The 21,888-nt window shown below is 56.5% G+C and carries 14 protein-coding genes; 9 read left to right on the top strand and 5 right to left on the bottom strand.

Translation table 11 applies throughout. The features are described from left to right. Positions 1–386 precede the first annotated feature (386 nt). The 3 genes from VI215_08435 to VI215_08425 all read left to right on the top strand — a co-directional run bounded on the left by VI215_08435 (position 387) and on the right by VI215_08425 (position 3,715). Positions 387–2,600, top strand: a complete 2,214-nt coding sequence (locus tag VI215_08435) for a DUF5916 domain-containing protein (GenBank protein HEY6192333.1) — start codon at positions 387–389, stop codon at positions 2,598–2,600. Between the two features lie 10 nt (positions 2,601–2,610). After that, complete coding sequence (locus VI215_08430; protein ID HEY6192332.1) at positions 2,611–3,060, top strand: hypothetical protein; 450 nt, start codon at positions 2,611–2,613, stop codon at positions 3,058–3,060. 175 nt (positions 3,061–3,235) lie between these two features. Then, on the top strand, positions 3,236–3,715 hold the full coding sequence (locus VI215_08425; GenBank protein HEY6192331.1) for a hypothetical protein: 480 nt from the start codon (positions 3,236–3,238) through the stop codon (positions 3,713–3,715). 82 nt (positions 3,716–3,797) lie between these two features. Here the strand turns inward: VI215_08425 and VI215_08420 are convergent, their stop codons facing one another. Next, on the bottom strand, positions 3,798–4,400 hold the full coding sequence (locus VI215_08420; GenBank protein ID HEY6192330.1) for an ester cyclase: 603 nt from the start codon (positions 4,398–4,400) through the stop codon (positions 3,798–3,800). Positions 4,401–4,911: 511 nt separating this feature from the next. Between VI215_08420 and VI215_08415 the strand changes: the two genes are divergently transcribed. Both VI215_08415 and VI215_08410 read left to right on the top strand, forming a co-directional pair. Then, on the top strand, positions 4,912–5,358 hold the full coding sequence (locus tag VI215_08415) for a nuclear transport factor 2 family protein (GenBank protein HEY6192329.1): 447 nt from the start codon (positions 4,912–4,914) through the stop codon (positions 5,356–5,358). Positions 5,359–5,394: 36 nt separating this feature from the next. After that, entirely contained in the window at positions 5,395–6,339 is a 945-nt protein-coding gene (locus VI215_08410) for a 2-dehydropantoate 2-reductase (GenBank protein HEY6192328.1), read from the top strand. 49 nt (positions 6,340–6,388) lie between these two features. On the opposite strand, the gene VI215_08405 is transcribed toward VI215_08410, so the two are convergent. Together VI215_08405 and VI215_08400 are read right to left on the bottom strand one after the other, a co-directional pair. After that, positions 6,389–7,015 (bottom strand): plasmid pRiA4b ORF-3 family protein, encoded by a 627-nt coding sequence (locus VI215_08405; protein ID HEY6192327.1) that lies wholly within the window; start codon positions 7,013–7,015, stop codon positions 6,389–6,391. A 32-nt stretch (positions 7,016–7,047) separates the two neighbouring features. After that, entirely contained in the window at positions 7,048–8,178 is a 1,131-nt protein-coding gene (locus tag VI215_08400) for a Fic family protein (GenBank protein ID HEY6192326.1), read from the bottom strand. Between the two features lie 641 nt (positions 8,179–8,819). Here VI215_08400 and VI215_08395 point away from each other — a divergent pair. From VI215_08395 to VI215_08380, 4 genes are all read left to right on the top strand, one after another. Then, positions 8,820–12,065: a S41 family peptidase gene (locus tag VI215_08395; GenBank protein HEY6192325.1), complete on the top strand. Its 3,246-nt coding sequence runs from the start codon at positions 8,820–8,822 to the stop codon at positions 12,063–12,065. Positions 12,066–12,415: 350 nt separating this feature from the next. Beyond that, a complete protein-coding gene (locus VI215_08390; protein HEY6192324.1) occupies positions 12,416–12,862 on the top strand; it encodes a response regulator transcription factor in 447 nt (148 codons plus the stop codon). Next, entirely contained in the window at positions 12,855–13,481 is a 627-nt protein-coding gene (locus VI215_08385) for a hypothetical protein (protein ID HEY6192323.1), read from the top strand. Before VI215_08390 ends, VI215_08385 begins: the two co-directional genes overlap by 8 nt. Positions 13,482–13,890: 409 nt before the next feature. Then, positions 13,891–15,222 carry an aminotransferase class V-fold PLP-dependent enzyme gene (locus VI215_08380; protein ID HEY6192322.1) on the top strand — a complete coding sequence of 444 codons (1,332 nt, stop codon included), beginning with the start codon at positions 13,891–13,893 and terminating at the stop codon, positions 15,220–15,222. A 395-nt stretch (positions 15,223–15,617) separates the two neighbouring features. Here VI215_08380 and VI215_08375 read toward each other — a convergent pair whose 3' ends face one another. Together VI215_08375 and VI215_08370 are read right to left on the bottom strand one after the other, a co-directional pair. Next, entirely contained in the window at positions 15,618–21,416 is a 5,799-nt protein-coding gene (locus tag VI215_08375; protein ID HEY6192321.1) for a PKD domain-containing protein, read from the bottom strand. A gap of 65 nt (positions 21,417–21,481) precedes the next feature. Next, positions 21,482–21,784: a T9SS type A sorting domain-containing protein gene (locus VI215_08370; protein ID HEY6192320.1), complete on the bottom strand. Its 303-nt coding sequence runs from the start codon at positions 21,782–21,784 to the stop codon at positions 21,482–21,484. Positions 21,785–21,888: the final 104 nt, after the last annotated feature.

Below are 21,888 nucleotides of genomic sequence, written 5' to 3'. Positions count from 1 at the left end.
CGATTTTCTAAGGGGTTCAGATGAGAAAAATGAGAACCGGGAATCCCCGGAGGCGGGGATTTTTGAAAAAGTTTTAATCTTATTTTCATGCAGTTCCGGGAACCAAACACCATCCCGGCCTTGGAACATGCCGGGATGGGGAGAAAAGAGGATCCACGGCATTGGATGAACTCGATTTTGGCCCTCCCTACCCGGGATGGGCGGAACTAATGCAAATTTCTCTCGTATCAAGTAAGCATATGCCTGCACCGGCGGGAGAAGATCCTGCCCGGAGAAATATGCCGTTTGCGGGCTGACCATCAAATCTATCCTTCGATGCGCGATCACCAGGCTGTCGCGGGTTCACCCGAAGGCTGTTCCGAAACATTGTGAAGACGGAGAGACTCATGACCCCCAGGTTACGAACCCGCGCCGGCTCTGTGGTCATATCGGCTGCAGCCTGTTTTCTTTTCATCACGACTCTCGAAGCGCGCTGGTTCCCGCCCGGCGATAGCGTGATTCCAGCTCCCCCCCGCTTCGACGCGCTCCATCCGGTGCTTGTGGCAACTCCGCCGGTCATCGACGGCATCCTGGACGAACCTGTCTGGAACCTTGCCCCGCACGTTGGCGGCTTCAAGACGTTTGCCCCCGACTACGACATCGTTCCGAAGGAGCAGACGGACGTGGCGCTCGCGTACGACCGGCAGAATATCTACTTTGCGTTCCGCTGTTACGACGATCCGGGAAAAATCAAAGCCTCGGTCTCGCCACGCGATAAAATCACGGGAGACGACTTCATTTGCATCAACCTCGACGCCGCCAACGACCAGCAGGGCTTGAACGCCTTCTATGTCAACCCCCTGGGGATTCAGGCAGACAGCCGCTTCGCGGCAGGCATAGAAGATTTCAGTCCCGACTACGTCTGGTACAGCGCGGGGAAGCTCGATTCCATCGGGTACACCGTGGAAGTGCAGCTCCCGCTGAAAAGCCTCCGGTATGCGAACGACGACCCGACGGTGATGGAAGTCATTCTGGAGCGATTCATCAGCCGCCGCTCTGAGCACAGCTCGTTTCCGCGGCTCGATCCTGCGAAGGGTTTCGCGCTTCTCACCGAGATGTACCCGCTTGAATATCCCGGCATCGAACACTACAAGCTTGTGGAGATCCTTCCGGCAGTCACCGCGACCCGTCAGAATGTACGCCAGGGCACGGATCTCGTTCGCGATAAACAGGAAGGGAATGCGAGCCTGACGACGAAGTACGGAATCACGACGGACCTGATCCTCGACGGAACCCTCAACCCCGACTTCAGCCAGGTGGAATCGGACGCGGGGCAGGTGGATATCAATTTGCGCTATAGCCTCTTCTATCCCGAGAAGCGCCCCTTCTTTCTCGAGGGGCAGGACAATTTCAATATCGGGGCGAACGCGAATCTACTCGATCCGACGATCTACTATTCCCGGACAATCGCCGATCCGTTTCTGGGCACGAAGCTGACCGGGAAGGTCGGAAACGGAAATACCCTCGCGGCTCTCTATGCGATGGACGAGGTTCTTGAACCCGACCGTCCCACGATGGGAAGATACATCCATGTGCCGGTTCTGAGATACAAACGGACCCTTTCAAGCGACAGCTACGCCGGTTTTCTCTACGCGGGGAGAGAACTGGAGCATGGCTATAATAGAGTGGGCGGGTTTGACGAACAGTACAGGGTGTCGGACGCGGGCGTTCTGGAGAGCAACGGGTTTCTTTCGTGGGCGAAGGACGATCCGGCGGGCTCACCGGTCGAAGGGAACACGCTCGGGGCGCGCTTCTCAAGCGGGACGCGCAATCTCGATTACAATCTTAATTTCCGGGAGGTGTCGGAGAATTTTCGAGCCGATATGGGATATATCACAAGAACCGGCGTGGTCAACTTTATAGGATTCGTCCGGCCGAAGTTCTATCCGGACTCGAAATTCTTCCAGCGGATCGAACTCGAACTCTCACCGGGCGGCACGAAAGACCGGCCGAGCGGGCTCTGGGAAACTTCGGACGATTTCGCCTTTAACATTTTCTTTTCAGGGAATTGGCTTTACAGAACCCGCTTCAACTACTCCACCGAGGTCTTCAACGGCGAACTCTTTCAGACGAGCGGCGTACACACGCAATTGAAGGGACAGATCACCAAACAGGTTGCGATGACGCTCCTGTACCGGCGCATCAGGGCGATCTATTACCCGACGCCGGAGCAGGGAAAAAGCAACGTCGTGAATGCGGTCCTCACGCTCCAGCCATCGGAGAACTTCCTTGCCGAGGGAAGCTACATCTATACGGATTTCTACCCGGACGCCGTCGACACCAAGCTCTACTCCTATGGAATCACCCGCGTCAAACTGACTTATCAGGTAAATCAATATCTCTTCTTTCGCGCGATCGGCCAGTACAATGACTACCGGAGCGAGTTTACGAACGACTTTCTCGCCTCCTTCACCTATATCCCCGGGACAGCCGTGTTCATAGGATATGGATCGATCTTTGACAAGGTGAGCTGGGACGGGACAGACTATGTCCCGAGCGACAGGCTTCTCGTGATGCGGCAGGGACTCTTCCTGAAGATGTCATATCTCTGGAGGTCGTGAGCTCTCCGGATTGAAACTTTTCTTCGCGAAAGCGGGTTCTTTCAGCATGGCGTACCGGAACAAGTACTTGCGCATCCCCATACTGCTCTGCCTTCTGTTCGGGAGCGCGCAACCTAGCGCAAATTTTCTGGCTTGCACGGTGACGATCCACCGGTTCGCGCGGACGGTGGGCCGGATGGTTGACTGCTGCAAGGAAGCGAGGGGATGCAATGCCCGGAACACTCTTTGCAGCACGAAATCAAGTCCGGCGCAAAGGCCGCTGCCCTGCTGCCATTCGGTCGTTCCGTTCACGTCCGTATCCGAGCAACTGCGGATCGGCGTTCCCCAGCCGTTGCAGCCCGTAACCCTTCTTCCCGGGTGCCAATCAGCTCTCCTCCAACCCCAACTCGTCGAATGGAAAAATGTTCCTCCGTCGCCCGATGTGGGAGTGGAGATCCTCACTCTGAACCTTCGGATCTAGACCCTCGAGCGGTTTCCCCAAATTTGTCTGCTCCTCGTTCCCACGCTCTGCGTGGGAACGCAGTCCGCGGCGCTCTGCGCCGCAGGATAGTCGGGACGCAGAGCGCCCAAACAGGCGTTCCACCGCGGAGCGGTGGAACGAGAATATTATCACCTTTCATAAAGGAATTAAAGCCATGAAGAACCTATCAGTAATCCCATCACTCTTAGCCCTCACCCTTGCACTCATCGCCGGGGCAAAATCGACTAATTCCCGGGATCATGCAACCGTCCCGGGAGACGCGTTCGCTCTGTGGCCGTCGGAGGGAAAGCAGAAGGCGAAAACCGAGACCCCGTTTGCCTGTGTTCCGGAAGCACTCTCGCCTGCGGAGAGGAAGCGCCACTTCGATGAGCTGGGTCCGATGCTCCGCAAGCTCAGCACCGGCATCCGGGAACTGAAGGACGGATATGCGATCGATTTTCCGCCGGACCGGAAGACATTCGATCTTGTCTCCGAATGGGCGATACAGGAAAAGCTCTGCTGCCCCTTCTTTGACATAACGGTTCGCCTCGGACGGGAAGGCGGCCCTCTTTCATTGATTCTGACAGGCCGGAAAGGGACGAAGGAGTTCATCCATGACGACTTCGGCCCTTGGTTTGAATCGTCCAAGGAGTGAGCTGAGCCTGTGCCTATAAAAAAAGCCCCGCTCGAAAGGCGGGGCTTTTTTTGAGTAAGGGCCCGGAAGGAGTGAGGCGCGTTTACTTCGCTAAACCTATTTGAGCCATATACGTCTGGTTATCCCAGAACAACGATTCTTCTATCATCACACCGTTTTTCCAGTGGCCGATCGTGCACATGGGGAGCTTGAACGCCTTCCCGGTCGGCTTGATGGATTTCCCCTTGCCGACAGGCATCGGTTTGGTGAACGTTCCCTCCATGATGCCCTCGACACAGGTCCATTCTCCGTTGGCCGAGCCGATCCGGATCGGATGTTCCTTTAGTCTCGTGTCAGGGGCGTAGACGAACATCGCTTTGAGATCTTCGATGTGTTTTTCGATTCCATTCGTGTGATGACCGTCGGGCCAGTTTACCACGATGTCAGCCGAATGGCTTTCATGCAACCGGACCCATTCCTGATTGCTGAACACAGTATAATCGAGCGTGTCAAATGTTGCGAGGTTTTTCTCGAGCGTCGCATTGCCGTCGGCGATTGTTTTCAGAACCGTTTGCATGGAATCAATCTTCGCCTGCATTTCTTTCGTGTATCCGCTGTTGTCGGCACAGGAGCAGAGTCCGGTTATCAACACAGCGAAGGTCAGAAATGTCGCCAGCAGCAATGGGTTAGATGGTCCAGTTTTCATGATAGGTCTCCCTGAGATAGTTTTGATGAGGGGGGTTAGTTGTTCGGGATAACCGGTAAATGTATTGAGAAATCGCCTGAGTGTCAATAAACCCAAGTGACGGGTACTTGCTGATTTTCGTTGTCTTTGCGTCCCGCGACCTGAAGGTCGCGGCTACCGATGCCTCGGGCTTGGTAGCCGCAGCCTTTAGGCTGCGGGTTTTCGGCTCGGCTGTTGAAATTCCCCCACTACCAAGTGACGGGTAGAGGCGCATTTTCATGTTTTGCCGTCATCCCGACATGTTTCAGGTCGGGATCTTTCTAAAAGAGTTGAAAGATGCTGACCAGGAGCATGTCAGCATGACGAGTTTGAGAGGATCACCGCCAATCTGCGACACCACCGGCCAACTGATGCGGTCGCAAGTTTCAGCAACTGAGTCTGTTTCGGGTCTAAACCCTTTGGTATGTTAAGAAGAGGCAGGAGGAACCGCTCCTCTTGTTTATCATCCAATCATGTGAAGGAGACGTGACGCATGCGTAGCACAACAATGTTTGCAGCTCTCTTGTTTGGACTTCTCGCCTTCCTGCCGGCGAAGGCGCAGGTGAATGATTCGGCTGCCATCAGAGAAGCCGCCCTCAACTACGTCGAGGGTTATTACAATGCAGATTGGCAGAGAGTGTCAAAGGGAGTCTCTCCCGAGCTTGCCAAGAGAATCGTCATAAAAGACACGCTGGGGAATTTCATGGTGAAGAACATGGGCGCGTCGGAGCTCTTGTTCGCCACGAAACACAACCGGAATACGAATGTCCTCAATCCCGATCAACCGTTTAGAGGACAGGTAATTATTTACGATATTCAGGGGAAGATCGCGACCGCAAAGGTGGTCACCAACAAGTTCAAATTCATCGACTATGTACAGATGGGCAAGATGGACGGGGAATGGAAAGTCATCAATGTCCTCTGGGATTTTACTCAATAGTTCCACGAATCGACCCGGGGATTGCGAAAGGACCTGATGGGTCAAAAGCTCAAAGTGGCAATCCTCGGATTGGGAGGCGTGGGCGGGTACCTCGGAGGGAAGCTGGCGGCCCGGTACGCCGGCTCCGATGCAGCGGAGATCATGTTTATCGCGAGGGGGGATCATGAGCGGGCCATCCGGTCGGGCGGTCTGAAACTGATCACACCCGAAGGCGAGCAAATATCGCATCCTTCGAGAATCACAAGCCGGCCTGAGGAACTGGGAGTTGTCGACCTCGTGATCTGCTGTGTGAAAAGCTATGACCTGGAATCGAGCCTTGAACTTCTCAGACCCTGCATCACCGATCATACCGTAATACTCCCGTTCCTCAACGGCGTCGATGCCAGGGAGAGAATCAGCAGAGTATTTCCGGACGCCCGGGTGTGGGAGGGCTGCATCTATATTATTTCGAGGTTGATCGCGCCCGGGGTCGTCAGGCAGTCCGGCACACTCAGGAGGCTCTATATTGGTTCGGAGAATGAAGCTCCCGGCAAGCTTCAGGAGATTGAAACGCTCCTGACATCGGCGGGCATCAATGCAAAAGTGTCCGGGAACATCACACAGACGATCTGGGAGAAATTCCTGTTCATTTCACCGTTTGGCACCCTCACCTCCTACCTCGATCTTCCGATCGGGGACATTCTCGAAGACAAAGAACAGAAAGAAGTGCTTCTGAACCTGATAAAGGAACTGAAGGCCGTGGCAGATGCGAAGGGGATCCCGCTTCCGGAGGACATCGTTCAGTCGACACTGGCGAAATCGACGTCGCTCCCGTATGAGTCCAGCTCCTCGATGCGTGACGATTTTCAGAAGGGGAACAGGACGGAGGTGGAGTCATTGACCGGTTATGTGGCGGCGGAAGGAAGAGAGCTCCACGTTCCAACGCCGACGTATGACAGGATGCTGGCAGGTTTGAAATCGCGCGGACAAAATGTTGGTTAGAGAGTTGAATTGGATCCTGCGTTGAACGAGGTCTGCGCGTGCAACCACCCTACGTTGCGCTTGGCTTGATCCGCTTCCGGAATTTCATTCGCTTCAATTCGCTGTTCACATACTCCAGATCGACTTCATCGGGCCTAAAATATGGTCCGACCCACTCATTCAATTCGTGAAAATCGGGATGATGCGGGTTTGCGAGCACCCCGAGCAAATTGTGATACCCTCCCGGTCCCCCGCAGTCTTCCGGTGGGGTGCGCCTTTTTCCCGCAACGCAGGTGGGGTAATGGCATCCAGGCCTGGGCGCGAAGATCTTCTCCACGGTGATCCCGTGGTCCCATGAATCCCCAAAATCGTATGTATATGTGAAACGCAGCTTCTCCTTTTGGATTTCTTTCGCGAGTATCACAGTTCTTTCGTCGATAACAGAGTGGATATAGTCCGCACTCGGCGCACTGAAAATTCGATCGTGGATACGAAATTCATGAAGATGGGCGTCCGACCACATGAAGGCGGATTGTATGATGCGGTGGAGTTGGGCGAAAGTGACATATCCGGGAACTTGCAAACGGCGCCAGATGGGCGGCGAACAGTCTTCGATAGCAATCTTGAGCTGATAGATATCTGCCCCCCGGACTTTACCGCCAGTGGCGATCTCCCTTCTCCGCTGAGGGCCTTTCATGTGCGCGCTCATTTGCGATCTCTTCCGAAATCTCAGAACAAGTCCAGATACTCGTGGAATGTGAAAATCCTGTTCCTCCTACCACCAGTAGTTTCACTCAATATTCCAAGCTTCACAAAATCGCGGATCAACGCATTTGCCGTCGCGGGCGTGACGTCCAATGTGCCGGCGACATCTGCCGTGGTGAGTCGTGGCGACTTATAGAGATGGGTGAGGAGCCTTCGTGCCCGGGGGAGTTTCGTTCCAAGCGTCGGAAGTCGGTTTGATTCAATATTCTCACGGAGAGCCAGGATCTTCTTTAAGGTTGTGGTCCCCTGCCTTGCCGTCTCGGTTACGGCGACAAGAAAGAACCTTATCCATTGAAGGAGATCATTTGCAGTCCGCACGCGCATGAGATTGTCAAAGTAGGTGGCTTTGTGCTTTTCAAAGTAAGCGGAGAGGTACAGAGCCGGTTTCGACAAGATGTCGTTGCTGACAAGGTAGAGTGTGATGAGGAGCCGGCCAAGCCTGCCGTTTCCGTCGAGAAACGGGTGGATCGTTTCGAACTGATAATGTGCCATGGCGATTCTCATGAGGTGGGGCATTTGGAGCTGATCATTATGGAGGAAGTTCTCCAAATCGCTCATCAGAGAATGCACCTCGGTGTGGTGCGGTGGAACAAAAACGGCATCCTGAGGGTTAGCCCCTCCGATCCAATTCTGACTCCTCCGGTATTGACCCGGGAGTTTCCTTTTCCCCCGAACTCCCGCCATCAAAGTCTTGTGCGTTTCTTTCAGCAGCCTTGTTGAAATCGGAACATCTTTGAGCCTCCTAATGGCGTAATTCATCGCCCGGCTGTAGTTGTGTACCTCCTGCCATTCGTCCTTCTTCTCGGCATCCACGTCCGACTTTTTCATAACCGCATCTTCCATTTCGGTCCGGGTCCCCTCTATCCGGCTGGAGGTGGTAGCTTCCTTGATCACGTGTATCCTGATGAAAAGCTCGATATCGGGGACGTGGGAAGAGAACGCGTTGAGCTCGCCCAACATGCGGTTCGCCTCTGCGAGTAGTGCGTTGACCTTCGGGTCTGACCAGGTCCACTCGACGTTGAGGCGACTCGGCGAGAAGCTCCTATATCCGAATTGCCGTGTATAGGTGCCCGCGGTGAATTTTTCCAGGATCACGTGTTCAACAGTCGAATGAAAACATGCATTGTCTTATTTTAAAAATATACGATAAATTAAAATAAGAAAATCCTTATTTTAAGTCAAGAAATATGGTGCTGGCTGAATTTCGCTTCCTACTCGTCCCGCGACCTGAAGGTCGCGGCTAAAAGCGTTGAAAGATGCTGACCAGGAGCATATCAGCATGACGAGCTGGGGAGGAAGACGGCCAGGCTGAGGAACTACCTATCCACCGGCCGGTTTGTGTTTTTCGCCATGATTTTGAATATTGATAAGAGGTTTGCCTGTAATTGATGAGAAAAGAGGATTTGAACCTATGCCCGTCTACGAATATAAATGCGCATCGTGTGAAACGATGTACGATATCTATCATAAGGGCCGCGAAATTGTTGAGGATATCGTTTGCCCATCGTGTAAATCTTCGAGCTATAAGAAACTGATGTCCGCGGCCGGGGTTTCAACGAAAGCAAACTCATCGGCCCCGGAGTCGTGCGGCCAGGGTGATTGCTGCGGCGGTGGAAGTTGCGGTATGAATTAGCGCGGAATTGAACCTCCTGAAAACCTCCTTCCTTCTTTCTGCTCGCGTCGCTGTCAACCTGTTCAGTGGTCAGTCACCTCAATTCTGTCAATAGGAGTAACGCATGTCCAATAGATTCCAATTTCTGTCAATCGCACTCATTCTCGGAACGACCCAGCTTCTGTTCGCGCAAAAGGAGGCGCGGTTCATGCGCTTCCCCGACATTCACGGGGACGCGATCGTCTTCTCGTATGAGGGTGATCTCTGGCGGGCGAGCGCCAGCGGAGGACTCGCGGCGCGGATTACGAGCTTCCCGGGAAACGAGTATTCGGCGAAGTTCTCGCCTGACGGACAGTCGATCGCGTTCACCGGCACGTACGACGGATCGACGAACATTTATGTCATGCCCGCAGGCGGGGGAAACCCGAAGCGGATTACCTATGCGCCGGGAGGAGTTCAGACGGTTTGCTGGACGCCCGACGGCAAGCGTGTCGTATATCGCTCCTATATCGAGAACTACATAGGCCGCGACCCGAATCTTTACTTCGTGGATCGCGACGGGTCCGCTCCCGACCGCTTTCCGATCGATCGTGCCCGGTTATGCAGCTTCTCAAAAGACGGCACGAAAATCCTTTATCAGCGGAGAGAGGACGAGGAATATAACAGGAAGCGATATACAGGCGGCGACTATCCGGACATCTGGATGTATGATTTCCGGGCGAACATCTTTACCCCGGTCACCTCATATGTCGGAAAGAACGTCTATCCGATGTGGATCGGTGATGCGATGTATTATGTTTCCGACCAATCAAACAAGGTTTCGAACCTGTGCAAGATGGACTTGCGGTCGAAAACGATCGCGCCCCTGACCGCCTACGACGACGTCGACGTGATGATGCCGTCCACCGACGGGGAAAACATCGTCTTTATGCATGACGGGTATGCGCACCTCCTGAATGTGGCGAGCGGTGCCGTGAAGAAGCTTTCGATCACCGTTCCCTCCGACGAATGGACTCTCAGACCGAGAGCGCTGAACCCGAAGGACTACATCCACTCGATGAACGCCGCAAACGACGGGAAAACCGCCGCGATCGAAGCCCGGGGCGACGTGTTTATCGTGAAATCCGACAAGCCGCAGATCCCGAACATCTCGGAAACACCCGGAACACGCGAGATGTATCCCGCGATTTCTCCCGACGGCAAATCGGTTGCGTTCTTTTCGGACAAGTCCGGGGAGTATGAGCTCTACACGCAACCGGTGGGCGGAGGTTCCTGGACGCAGCTCACGACGACGTTGAACCGGACGAACTACCATCCCCTCTGGTCGCCCGACGGGAAGAAGCTTCTCTTCGGCAACAAGAACTTCACCATCTATTATGTCGATGTCGCCACCAAGAAGCTCGTTACCGTGGATCAATCAAATCAGCTGAAGAACGACGAGTTCTACTGGGAGATCAGCGACTACAACTGGTCGCCCGACAGCAGGTGGATCTGCTACAGCTTCGTCGAATACAATAAGAACAGCCGGATCTTCCTCTTCGATACCGAGACGGGAAAGAAGCAGGCCGTGACGGACGATTTCTACGACAACATCAGTCCCTGCTTCGACGCCAAAGGGGATTACCTGTACTACCTCTCGAGCCGAAACTTCGACATCCAGTTGGATTTTTACGAGGACAATCATATCGTTTCAGCCCCGCAGAACGTGATGGTCGTGCAGCTTCGGGCAAACGAGCGGCCGCCGTTCGCAGACACATCGGGCGGAAAGGAACCGAAGGGGGGCAAGTTCCGTATCGATCTCGAAGGGCTGAGCAAGAGGACCTACCCCATCCCGAACCTCTCGGGCAATTTCTTCCACTTGAGGGCCGGCAAGGGAAAAGTGTTGTGGTCGTCCGTGGACCGCTTCACAACGGCCGAGTACGGAGATATCTTCCAGCCGACCGGGGCCACGAAATGGCAGCTTCACATCTATGATATCTCGGAGCGGAAGGACAATCAGTTAACCGACAAGATCGCGGCATGCCAGCTCTCCGCCGACGGTTCAAATATGATCATCCAGAGCGGCTCCGATTATTATCTCACCTCGGTCGAGAAGGCGTACCAATCGAAATCGCCCGGGACGAAACTTTCGCTGGCCTCAATGGTATACAACGCGGATCCCCGGCAGGAATGGCTTCAGATCTTCAACGACATGTGGCGCTGGTACCGGGATTTCTTCTACAATGAGAAGATGGAGGGAAAGGATTGGAAGGCGCTCGGAGACAGGTACCGCTCCTATATTCCCTCGATCGGGTCACGGGACGATTTGAACTGGGTCATGTTACAGCTCGCCGGAGAGCTCGCCACTTCACACACGTACATCAGCGGGGGAGATGTCGGTCCGAATTTATCAATCTCCACCCCTCTCTACACCGGCTGGCTCGGCGCGGACCTGGTGGCAGACAAGACGAGCGGCTATTACCGCTTTGGGACGGTCTACGGTCCGACCGAATACAACGCGAATCTCTCGGCGCCGCTTGCAAGGCCGGACGTCGAGGTGAACGAAGGGGATTATCTGCTCGAGATCGACGGCAGGGAGATCAAGGCGCCGGACGATTACTTCAAATACCTTCAGGTGACGGGCGGGCAAAAAGTCAAAATCACGGTGAACGACAGACCGTCGAAGACGGGGTCCAGGACGTACGAGGTCGAGCCGATCCGCAACGACAATTCGCTCCGGTACGCCAGGTGGCTCAAATCGAATATCGACCACGTCTTGAAGGCAAGCGACGGGAAACTGGGGTACATGCATATCACCGCGATGGGCGAAGGAGGCATCGGAGAGTTCGACAAGTTCTGGCGGGCGTTCCGATACAAGCAGGGGCTCATCATCGATGTCAGGCGCAACAGCGGCGGATGGACCGAGTACTTCATGATCGACAAACTTGAACGGCAGATGGTCGCGCAGAACGTGCTGACCAACATGGTGCCCTTCCGGTATCCGGGGAGCACCTCGAGCGGAAATTACGTCGTGGTCTCGAACGAGAACAACGGTTCCGACGGCGAAGCGTTCATAGAGAATTTCAAGGCGAGAAAACTCGGAACGGTCGTGGGCGTTCCCTCCTGGGGCGGATTGGTGGGGATTCTCAACACGCAAACGACCATCGATAACGGCCACGTCGAGCAGCCGAACAACGCGTTCTATAATGCGGACAGCAAATGGTGGATTGAAAACCATGGCGCCGATCCCGACATCGTAATCGATGACGATCCCCAGAGCGTGATGGCGGGGAAGGACGTCCAGCTTGACAAGGCGATTGAGGTCGCGCTCAAAAACATCAAGGAGCATCCCTACAGCTTCCCGCCGGTGCCGCCCTATCCTCACCGGTAGCGAGAAACCGCTCCGTTTGCAACGGCAGCACTCACAAAAAGCCCCCGCATCGATCCCGGGGGCTTTTGCCGTTTCTGTCCGGGAGGGTTTGAATAGTACGCCCTAATGACCCATTCGCTTCCCGCGAAATCCCGCGAAATGGTGCAAATATTTTCACAAATCTGCGAATCAAACGCGATCAGCGGACAATGGGGAGATTTGCCTAAGTGATTGGCTGTACTTTTTTGGGGTAATAATTACGGAAAATATCCGATTGACGCGACCCCGGGAAAATAGTATCATTGGGGTGCATTCTGCCGGAAGAGGTTTTCCGGCCAACCTTCGATTGCAAACTACTTACGGTTACCGATATGAAAGCTGCGCGGAATTCATCCGGGCCGGTAAGAGTTTTAATAACGCACGACAACGCGTCGTTTCGATCCGGCCTTCGCTCCTTTCTCGACAGTCAGGAGAACATCGAAGTTGTGGGGGAAGCGGACAATGGAACCCTCACGATCGAAGTGGCTAAATTACTAAAGCCGGATCTCATTCTCATGGATATTTCCATGCCGGGAGTCTCCGGGCCCGAGGTATTCCGGTCGCTGAAGAGGGTCTCCCCGAAATCCAAATTAGTCATGGTGAATGTGCACGACGAGGCAGGATACAGAGATCTGGCCCGCCAAATGGGCCTGAGCCGGTTCGTCTCGAAGCGGCTCCTGAAGAACCGCCTCCCCGAGGTGCTTGGACGCCTCAGGCGAGTCAAGGATCGCGCTTCATCACGGGATCGTCGATCTTCCACCCATCACCACCATGCGTAAACTACTTCCCGATAAGACCTCGGCAAGCGCTTCGGTGAACGGGGCGGTCCGATTGCCGCGATTTGATTCGGTGGCGATCACCCATATGGATTCGCTCTACGCGTATGCGAACTGGCTGACGGGGAACTCGGAGGCGTCGAGCCTAATCCTCCGCGAAGCGTATGGGGAAGCCTCGCGCGCCCGGGCGGATGATCCCGACGATAAGAAAATCCTCGTCTATCTTTTTCAAACTCTGAGGTCAAAGCTTCTTCGCTTCCGTGAAATGGGCGCCGGCGTGCGCCGGGGTTTCGCCGGCGATGCGGGGGGCGCAAGATATAGTGCGGATCGCGAGCATCCCGAAAGTTCCGCGGATCCTTTGACGGAACCTGTCGTCTCCTTTCTCGAAGGGCTCATCCGGCGATCGATCAGATCGATGCCCGAGGAGTACGGTTCGGCGGTTCTTCTCTGCGAGATCGAGCAATTTACTTATTTTGAAATCGCCAACATCATGGACTGCGCCGTGGAAGAAGCGAGGCGCCGCGTGAATGAAGGTCAGCGGTGGCTCCGGCGCGAACTGACCCGGTATAGCAGGGTCCTCTCCGAGGATCCTTCCCTCACCTCATCACCCTCCTTTTCGTAAGCAACCCCCTGTCATCCTGAGGAAGCGGAGCGACCGAAGGATCTGGCCGGTTCGGATCCAATGCGTTCGGAGATCCTTCGCTGCGCTCAGGATGACAATCGGCGGGTGGCTGCGATCCGAACAAACCAAGCGACTACTCCAGATTCTTGCTCGTTCCCACGCTCCGCGTGGGACCGCATTTTTCGGCCGCTCTGCGGCCGGGGTATAGGTAGCCGCAAGCTTTAGCTTGCGGGTTTTTGATCGGAGAGCTGTGCCATGGCGGGAAAAAGACCGCAGCCTAAAGGCTGCGGCTACCGAGACCGAGGCATCGGTAGGCGCGACCTTCAGGTCGCGGGATGACGAGATGAGGTTGACATTGGCCCCATTCATCGCTAAGTTCATGAGTATTTTCAGAGGAAAGGATCGTTGAATGAGGTACAGGACCATAGCCAGGCCCGGGTGGAAATCGCGGAGGGATTTTCTCTCCTCGGCCGGCAAAGGATTGGGTTTAGCCGCGATTTCGTACGCGTCGGTCGGGGCGCTTCTCAGGGATATTGATATTTCCGCGAAAAGCGTCGAGCATCTCTCGCCGCTGCAAGCCGCGTCGGAGGAGGATTTCTGGTCGGAGATCCAGCAGTCCTTCAGCGTGACGCGGGGAATTATCAATTTGAACAACGGAGGCGTTTCCCCCTCGCCGCGGATCGTCACCGACGCGCTCGTCCGTTACATCTGGGAACAGGAGGACGCCACCGCCTATACGATGTGGAGGATTCTGGAGCCCCAATCGGAAACCATACGGACGGGGCTCGCCGAGATGTTCGGGTGCGACCGGGAAGAGATCGCCATCACGAGAAACGCGTCGGAATCCCTGGAAATATTGCTCATGGGATTGAGGCTCCAGCAAGGGGACGAGATCCTCACGACGACGCAGGACTACCCCCGCATGTTGACGTCGCTCCGCCAGCGGGAGCGGAGAGAGGGAGTGACGCTTAAGCTCGTCAAGGTTCCGGTCCCGGCAAAAGGCTTCGGCGATATCGTCGACGTGTTCGAGAAGGGAATTACGCCAAAGACCCGGCTCATCCTCATCTCCCATGTCATCAACAGCACCGGCCAGATCATGCCGGTAAAATCCATCTGCGAACTCGCCCGGTCGAAGGGGATCGAGGTCGTCGTCGACGGAGCTCATTCCTTCGCGCATCTGGAGTTCCGGCAGCCGGATCTGGGGTGCGATTATTTCGGGACGAGCCTGCACAAATGGCTTTATGCGCCGAAGGGGACGGGGTTCTTATACGTGAAACGGGACAAGATCGAAAAACTCTGGCCCCTGATGGCGGCCGAAGAGAAGGAAAACCCCGATATCAGAAAATTCGAGGAGATCGGAACGCACAGCGCCGCCCCGAAGCTCGCGATCGGCGAGGCGATGCTCTTTCACCAGGGAGTCGGCGCGAAACGGAAGGAGGCGCGATTGAGGTATCTGTCGCGCTACTGGATGAGCCGGCTGAAAGATGTACCGAAAATCCGGATCAATACCTCATTCGACGACGACCAATCGTGCGCGATCGGGAATGTGGAAATCATCGGAATCGAGCCGGGGGCGCTCGCGGGGCATCTGATGGAGAAGCATAAGATCTACACGACGACATTCGCGCTCGACGACTTCCGGGGCTTGCGGATTACGCCGAACCTCTATACGACGATCCCGGAGTTGGACCGGTTCGTGGAGGCCATGAAAACGGTTTGCTCACAAGGGCTTCCGAAATAGGAGGGCATCACACCTTCATCCCTGCTCGTCATCCCGACATGTTTTAGGTCGGGATCATTCTAAAGCGTTGAAAGATGCTGACCTGAAGCATGTCAGCATGACGAGATAGTGAGTATCCGCGGCCTTCATCTCTGTCCATCATCCCGCCAAGCTTTCCGCCCCCCTCGTTCCCACGCTCTGCGTGGGAACGCAGTCCGCGGCGCTCTGCGCCGCAACGAGGTTGGGACGCGGAGCGTCCCGGTATGCATTCCGCCGCAGAGCGGCGGAACGAGAGGTCAATACCCAGACCAGAAACAACGAAGCCGGCCCCGGGGATCCGGGACCGGCTGTTCGTTGTCAAAAAGCCCGCAAGCTAAAGCTTGCGGCTACCGATTCATCGGCAGATTGCGGCTACCCTACCTCACCAACAACATCTTCTTCACGCTGAAGTAGGTCTGACCTGTAATACCGTTCTCCGCATCCGGCGTTGTCTCGGCGGAGAGCTGGTAGAAGTAGACGCCCGAGGAGAGCCGATGGGCGTCGAATTCCACCTGTGAATCCCCCTCATCCAACACCTCGCGGTTGATCAACGTGGCGACGACCTGGCCGAGGACGTTATAGATCCTGAGCGTTACGGTCGCCTCCGAAGGCAACGAGAAGGAAATCGTCGTCGTCGGGTTGAACGGATTCGGGTAATTCTGGTACAGGACAAACTGAGACGGCACCAGGGACGCAGGTGTGGGCTTGATCTTCCTCGTCGTCGGAGCATTGCCCATCACGGCCTTCAGGAACGGCACGTCCATGAGAGCCTTCGCCCCTCTGAGCTGGAGCTTGCCGGGAATCCAGACAGCCGTATCGGACCCGTCGAAGGGGAGAGGCTTCGAGAAGGCGCCGTTGATCAGCTCGACAGCCGTATTGAGATTGATGTACAACGTGGTATCGTTGTACTCCCAATTGGTCATCAGGTCGCTGGCGTAATCGGCGATATCGTTGAGCGTCATCCCTTCCAGCGGATCCCCTCCGCCGTTGTCATAGACGAGGTCCCCGAAGCCGGCAGGCGTCTTCGGCGGATCCGTCTCGCTTGCGGCGATGTTCACCTGCAAGGCGAGGAGATTCGCCATGAGCCGGTTATTGAACTTCGTCGCGGGAAGCGATTTCTGACGCTTGAGGATCGGCTTGCCCTTGATGAAGTCGAACCCTCTCGGTTTGCCCGTCTGCAAGAATCCTTTCGTGTTGAATGTCTTAAAGACATCGCTCTGACTGTGGGGCATCAGATACCCCTTCACCTTCCCGGCGGAGTTGAGCTGATCGGGTGAACCGACGAGCAAGGAGCCGCCCTGCTTGAGGACTTCATCGATGACATTGGCGGTGTTCGGCATCAGGACCGGTTTCCCGGGCTTCGCCCTCTTCACGGGCTTTACCTGACTCGGATCTGCGAGCTGTTCCAACGTGAACGTCCGGTATCGCAGCGTGGTATCCGGATCGAACACGTTGAGGAAGATGATCGTCGCCCCGTCCGTCGAATCGGGAAGGCTGACCACGATCGAATCTCCATGATCGGAACGCAACGAGTCGTTCAGATAGATCCTGTCGAACTTGTAATTCCCCACCTCTTTCCGCACGATGGAGTAGGTGCCCGGCACGCACGAGGGGATCGGGGTGTTCGGGAACGGGCTGATGTTGTCGGTCAGGAATCCGTCGAACAGCACCCGCCACGTCGCACCGTCGCTGTTCAGATAGGAGATCTTGACCGGCCACGGGTAGGGCGTCGGTATCACCGATCCCGCCGTCAGATACGTATCGTGGCCGATGCCGACCGTATCGTGCGTGATGATGATGTTGATCCACTTCTTCTTGTTGCCGAAGTCGAGCCCGCTGATCGTCCCGCTGTCGGTGATCGTGACGTGATAGAACGGCGGCGAGACGGGCCAGGTCTGCTGCCATCCCGGCCTGCCCTCTTCGACCACGCAATACTCCCCGGCGCAGAGGTTATAGAAGCAATAGAACCCGAGAGAATCCGTCATGGTGCACGCAATCGTATCCTTCGTGGGATAGTGATCGATGTTGCACTTCACCAGGCAGATCCTCCAGTTCGCGATTCCCACCTCCGTTCCGTAATTGAACTTGTGATTCCCGTTCGCGTCGTTCCATTTTCTTCCGCAGAGCTTTCCGTGGCAATGCAGGCTGTCGCAATCCTTCAGGGTCAGGTTATACGGACCCGACGTGTCTTTGCAGAATGTCGGGCCGGGACCGGTAAGGATCAGCGTATAGGTCCCGCTGCCGATCGGAGTGAGCGTGTCGTTCGTCCCGTTCGGCGGCGGGATGGGAACGTTGTTGAAGAACCACTGGTAGGTGTAGTAGCCGATGAACGGACCGATCGGGCCCGGGATCTTGACGCTATCGCAGAGCAGATCGCATCCGAACGGATAGAGACTGAGGTTCGGAACGTTCGAAGTCACAGTAATGGCCCCGGTGGCGCTGCATCCATGCGGGGTCGTGACCGTCACGGTGTAGACACCCGGCAGGGTCACCGTGATGCTCTGGGTTGTGGCCCCCGTGTTCCAGACATTGTTCGTCGGGTACGAACTGGTCAGCGTCACGGAGTCGCCTTTGCAGAGCGCCGTCGGACCGCTCGCCGTAATAACCGGCGGAGGCGGCACCGGGTAGACGTTTACCGTGAATGGCGCCGAGACCGCGGAGCATGGAGGCGAATTGGAATCGGTCACCGTCACCGTGTAGGTATAGGCTCCCGGCGTGTTCAGGAGGACGGTGATGCTCTGGGTCGTAGAGGCGTCCGACCAGAGATACGAGTACGGCCCGGCCGGAGCGTTGAGCGTGATCAGGCCCGATCCGCAGATCACCGGAGTGCTGCTCGGTGTAATGATGGCGGGCGGGAGAGGATTCACAACGACCGAGACCGGAGGCGATATACAGATGCATCCTCCCGCGTCCGTGTCGATGACGGTGTAGGTTCCCGTCACGGTCGCGGAGTACGTCTGGAGGGTCGCGCCGCCGATATTGACCCCGTTCAATTGCCACTGATAGCCGCTCGCCGGAGACGAGGTGAGCAGCACCGATCCGCCCGCGCAGATCGGCGGCGGGTTCGTCGGGTTGATCGGACAGTTGGTGGAGGGAGCGGTAATCGTAATCGAGTGCATTACCGTGCTCGTGCAGCCGTTCGAATCCTTGACCGTCAGAGAGACAACATACGTCCCGGGGACCGCCCAGGCATGCGAGGTGTTCTGCAGGCCCGAGGTGGCGCTGTCGCCGAAATTCCAGAGCCAGTTCACCACAGGCGCGCCCGAGCCGGAGAGCGGCACGTCCGTTCCCGCGCACGCGGTGGCGGGGAGAATAAACGCCGCGCTCGGGGGAGCGGAAACGTTGACGGTTTTCGTGATCGATACGATGCAGGTGCCGTTCGAAACCGTCAGGGTCACATTGTGCGGCCCTGGAGTGGTAAAGGTCGAGGACGGATTTTGCGCAGTCGAAGACCCGGGCGTCCCTCCCGTGAAGGTCCAGTTCCACGAGGTAATGGAGTTGGGCGGGAGGAACGTCGAGAGATCGGTGAATTGCATCACGCCGCACACCCCCGCGAAGCTGAAGTCGGCAGCAAGCGGGACGGCGACGGGGTGCGAGACGCTGATCGGGCAATTGCTCGGATCGAGGCCGCTGTAGGTTACGGTGTACCATCCCGCCTGGGTGAACAGGTGTGTCGGGTTGGTGAGCGCCGAGGTGTTGTTCCCCAGACTTGCGGGATCTCCGAAATTCCAGCTTGTGCTGGTGATTCCGCCGGTGGTCGATCCGTTAAACTGCACGGGGTTGCAGACTGGCTGGGTGATGGTAAAGCTGATCGTCCCGGTCGGTGTACACGGACCGCCGCCGGTGCATGGGGCGGATGTAATCGTAATCGGGTTCGAAACGGAAGAGCAGCCGTTTGCGTCCGTGACGACCACAAAATAGGTTCCGGTCGCGGATACTGTAATGGTCGGAGTTGTCTGATTCCCCGGCGACCAGAGATACGTGTACCCGGGCCCTTGCAGCGCGTAGAGCGTGTCGACAAAGGGCGGCGGCGGAGAGCAATAGCTCGTCGGATTGGGAGTGGAGATGCTCGCAACCGGACCGGGGCTCACAGGCACCGTGATCCGCGCGGTATCCGAGCATCCGAAAGCGTTCGTCACTTTCACCCAGTATGATCCGGGCGCGGTAACAATGATCTGCTGTGTGTTTGCCCCAGTGTTCCACTGATACGAATTCCCGACACTCGAGGTGAGAATAACCTGGCCTCCGGGGTTACAGACCTTGCCGGTCATGGAAATCGTGGGAGTCGGTTTCGGATTCACCGTCACAGGGAATGTGAGCGTGGAGGCGCACACTTTCAGCTTGACGACGGCCGGTCCACCTGGGCCGTGCCACAGAACGGTGATCTGGTTCGTTCCCTGGCCGGAGACGATGCTTCCCGAGGGAGAGGGGTTCCCCGACCCGTCGACAATTGACCACGTATAGACGATGCCGGGATTCGGGCCGCCCGCGGTGAAGATCGACGTCTGATCCATGCACGCGACATTGCTGCCCGTGATGTTGGGAATCGAAAGAACCGTCACGGGGATGGAGATCGGAGCCGAAGCGCAGTATGGCGGAACGGTCATGACCTGTTTGACGGAGATGGTGCCCGGTCCGGACCACATCACCGATACCGGATTCGCCGAGGGAGAACCGATGATCGTTCCTCCGGTGACGGTCCATAGGAATGTGAACCCGGGGCCCGAGGGCGTCGCCGTGTACTGGTAGGTCCCTCCGGGGCAAATGACCGGCGGTCCGGTGATCGCAACAGCGGGGGGAACCTGCGTGACCGTGACATTCATGGTGACGCTCGGATTACAGAAGAGGGTGGGATTCAGAGGCACCGCGGTCACGGTGTGCGCTCCGCCCGTCGTCCACGTGACGACGATCGAGTTGGTCCCGTTCCCCGTGAACGTACCCCCGGTGACAGTCCAATTCGCGTTGGCGCTCGCGAAATAGCTCGACGTCGAGCCGATGCAGAAGGGTCCGGGCAACCCGAACATCTGGAACACGTCGCGCACGTTGATCATGATCGTCGACGTCCCGCCGCAACCGAGCAGAATATTGTTCCATGTCGCCGTCAGGGTGTATGTTCCGGGAGTCGTCCCCCAGTGAATCTGGATCGCGTTGGTATTCGTCCCCGAAATGATGTTCCCGCCGCCTGAAAGCACCCAGTTGTAGTAGGTGCCGGGCCAGAGGGGGAGCGTGTAAACTTCGTTCGTGCTCGGGCAGACAACCAGGTTTCCCGTGATCGGTCCGTTCGTCGAGATAATCGGAACGATTACGGTGGTCGTGTCCTGACAGACGTTTCCGCATCCGGTGACATAGACCGAGACCGTCCCTTGCGGTCCGGGGCCCCATTGCACGCAGATGGTGCTCTGGTTTGTGGGTCCGACGATAATTCCCCCGTTCACCGTCCAGTTATAGACCGCTGTCGGGCATCCGGTCGTCGAGTAACACGCCTTCGCTCCCGCGCAGACCGTCGCCGGGCACGTGATGACCGGCCCGTCGAGGGTGCTCACCGTAACCACGTGGGTGACCGAATCCTTGCATCCGCACTTGTTGTAGGCCACGAGGGTGATGGTCTTCGGCCCCGAGGTCGTATAGGCGTGCGTCGGGTTTACCGCGGTGGAGGTGTTTCCGTCGCCGAAGTTCCAGAAATAGGTGAGGGCGTTCAGAGACTGGTTGATGAAGTTAAGAGGAACATTCTTGCAGACATTGGAAGGGACGCTGAATGCGGCCACGGGCGAATCGATAATCTTGACGCATTGTTCCTTGGTGGCGACGCACCCCATCGCGGTCGTCTCGGTGATGGAGATCGTACCCGGTCCCGCGGGCCCCCATAAGACCGTGACACAGTTGGAAGTCGCGCTTCCGACGATGGTTCCGCCCACCACTGTCCAGAGATACGTATCCCCGGGCACGAGCATCGTACAGTAGCTGGTGTAGGAGAGCTCGCACGCCCCGAGACATGAATGTTTATCGTCGGGTTGGGTCCCGTTCCGGGCGCTGTCGAGGCAGCTCGAATCCGGCGCGAAGGAAGGGACGATCTGGGGGTTCGGGTATGGGCTGCCGGGAGGGCAATTCTGGCTGTAGGCGATGAGAAGTGTCAGCCGGCAACAGACGAGCAGAACAATGAGTCGAAGAAGTTTCATGATACTTCCTTTCGATGAACTAATTGATGAACGGTTTGTTGCTTCGCCCGGCCATGCTGCCTCGGTCACGGCCTTGCGAGGATGATTTTCTTCGTATCGATATAGCTTTTTCCGCCGTACTCGGCGGAGAGCCTGTAAAAATAAATTCCCTGCGCGTTGCCCGGATTTTGCGCCCATTGAGACGACCCGACTTCCACGTGGTGCGTGCCGGCGTCGTAAACGACGTTGTCGATGAGCGTCGTTACCTCCTGTCCGGCGGTGTCGAGAATCGTCAGTGTTACCAGGGCTTTGTCCGGCAGATCAAAATCGATCCCGGACGGATTGAAAGGATCCGGATAGGTTAACCTTGATGCGAGTTCCCCTCCCATGACTATTTCTCCTCTGTAAGCGTGCACCAGACCTTTTGGCTCTTTTTGAGTTGAAACCCGGAGACCGGGCGGCGATTACGCGCGTCTGACGCGTGTAATCGGAG

Source organism: Bacteroidota bacterium (assembly GCA_036522515.1).
In the GTDB taxonomy this organism is placed as follows: Bacteria; Bacteroidota; Ignavibacteria; order UBA10030; family SZUA-254; genus VBOC01.
The sequence above is the reverse complement of the archived record's forward strand: the minus strand, read 5'-3'. Positions and strand labels throughout refer to the sequence as shown.

Coding starts and splice junctions, on each gene's coding strand:
- VI215_08435 (HEY6192333.1), top strand. CDS start 387: ATGACCCCCAGGTTACGAACCCGCGCCGGCTCTGTGGTCATATCGGCT.
- VI215_08425 (HEY6192331.1), top strand. CDS start 3,236: ATGAAGAACCTATCAGTAATCCCATCACTCTTAGCCCTCACCCTTGCA.
- VI215_08420 (HEY6192330.1), bottom strand. CDS start 4,400: ATGAAAACTGGACCATCTAACCCATTGCTGCTGGCGACATTTCTGACC.
- VI215_08415 (HEY6192329.1), top strand. CDS start 4,912: ATGCGTAGCACAACAATGTTTGCAGCTCTCTTGTTTGGACTTCTCGCC.
- VI215_08410 (HEY6192328.1), top strand. CDS start 5,395: ATGGGTCAAAAGCTCAAAGTGGCAATCCTCGGATTGGGAGGCGTGGGC.
- VI215_08405 (HEY6192327.1), bottom strand. CDS start 7,015: ATGAAAGGCCCTCAGCGGAGAAGGGAGATCGCCACTGGCGGTAAAGTC.
- VI215_08395 (HEY6192325.1), top strand. CDS start 8,820: ATGTCCAATAGATTCCAATTTCTGTCAATCGCACTCATTCTCGGAACG.
- VI215_08390 (HEY6192324.1), top strand. CDS start 12,416: ATGAAAGCTGCGCGGAATTCATCCGGGCCGGTAAGAGTTTTAATAACG.
- VI215_08385 (HEY6192323.1), top strand. CDS start 12,855: ATGCGTAAACTACTTCCCGATAAGACCTCGGCAAGCGCTTCGGTGAAC.
- VI215_08380 (HEY6192322.1), top strand. CDS start 13,891: ATGAGGTACAGGACCATAGCCAGGCCCGGGTGGAAATCGCGGAGGGAT.
- VI215_08375 (HEY6192321.1), bottom strand. CDS start 21,416: ATGAAACTTCTTCGACTCATTGTTCTGCTCGTCTGTTGCCGGCTGACA.
- VI215_08370 (HEY6192320.1), bottom strand. CDS start 21,784: ATGGGAGGGGAACTCGCATCAAGGTTAACCTATCCGGATCCTTTCAAT.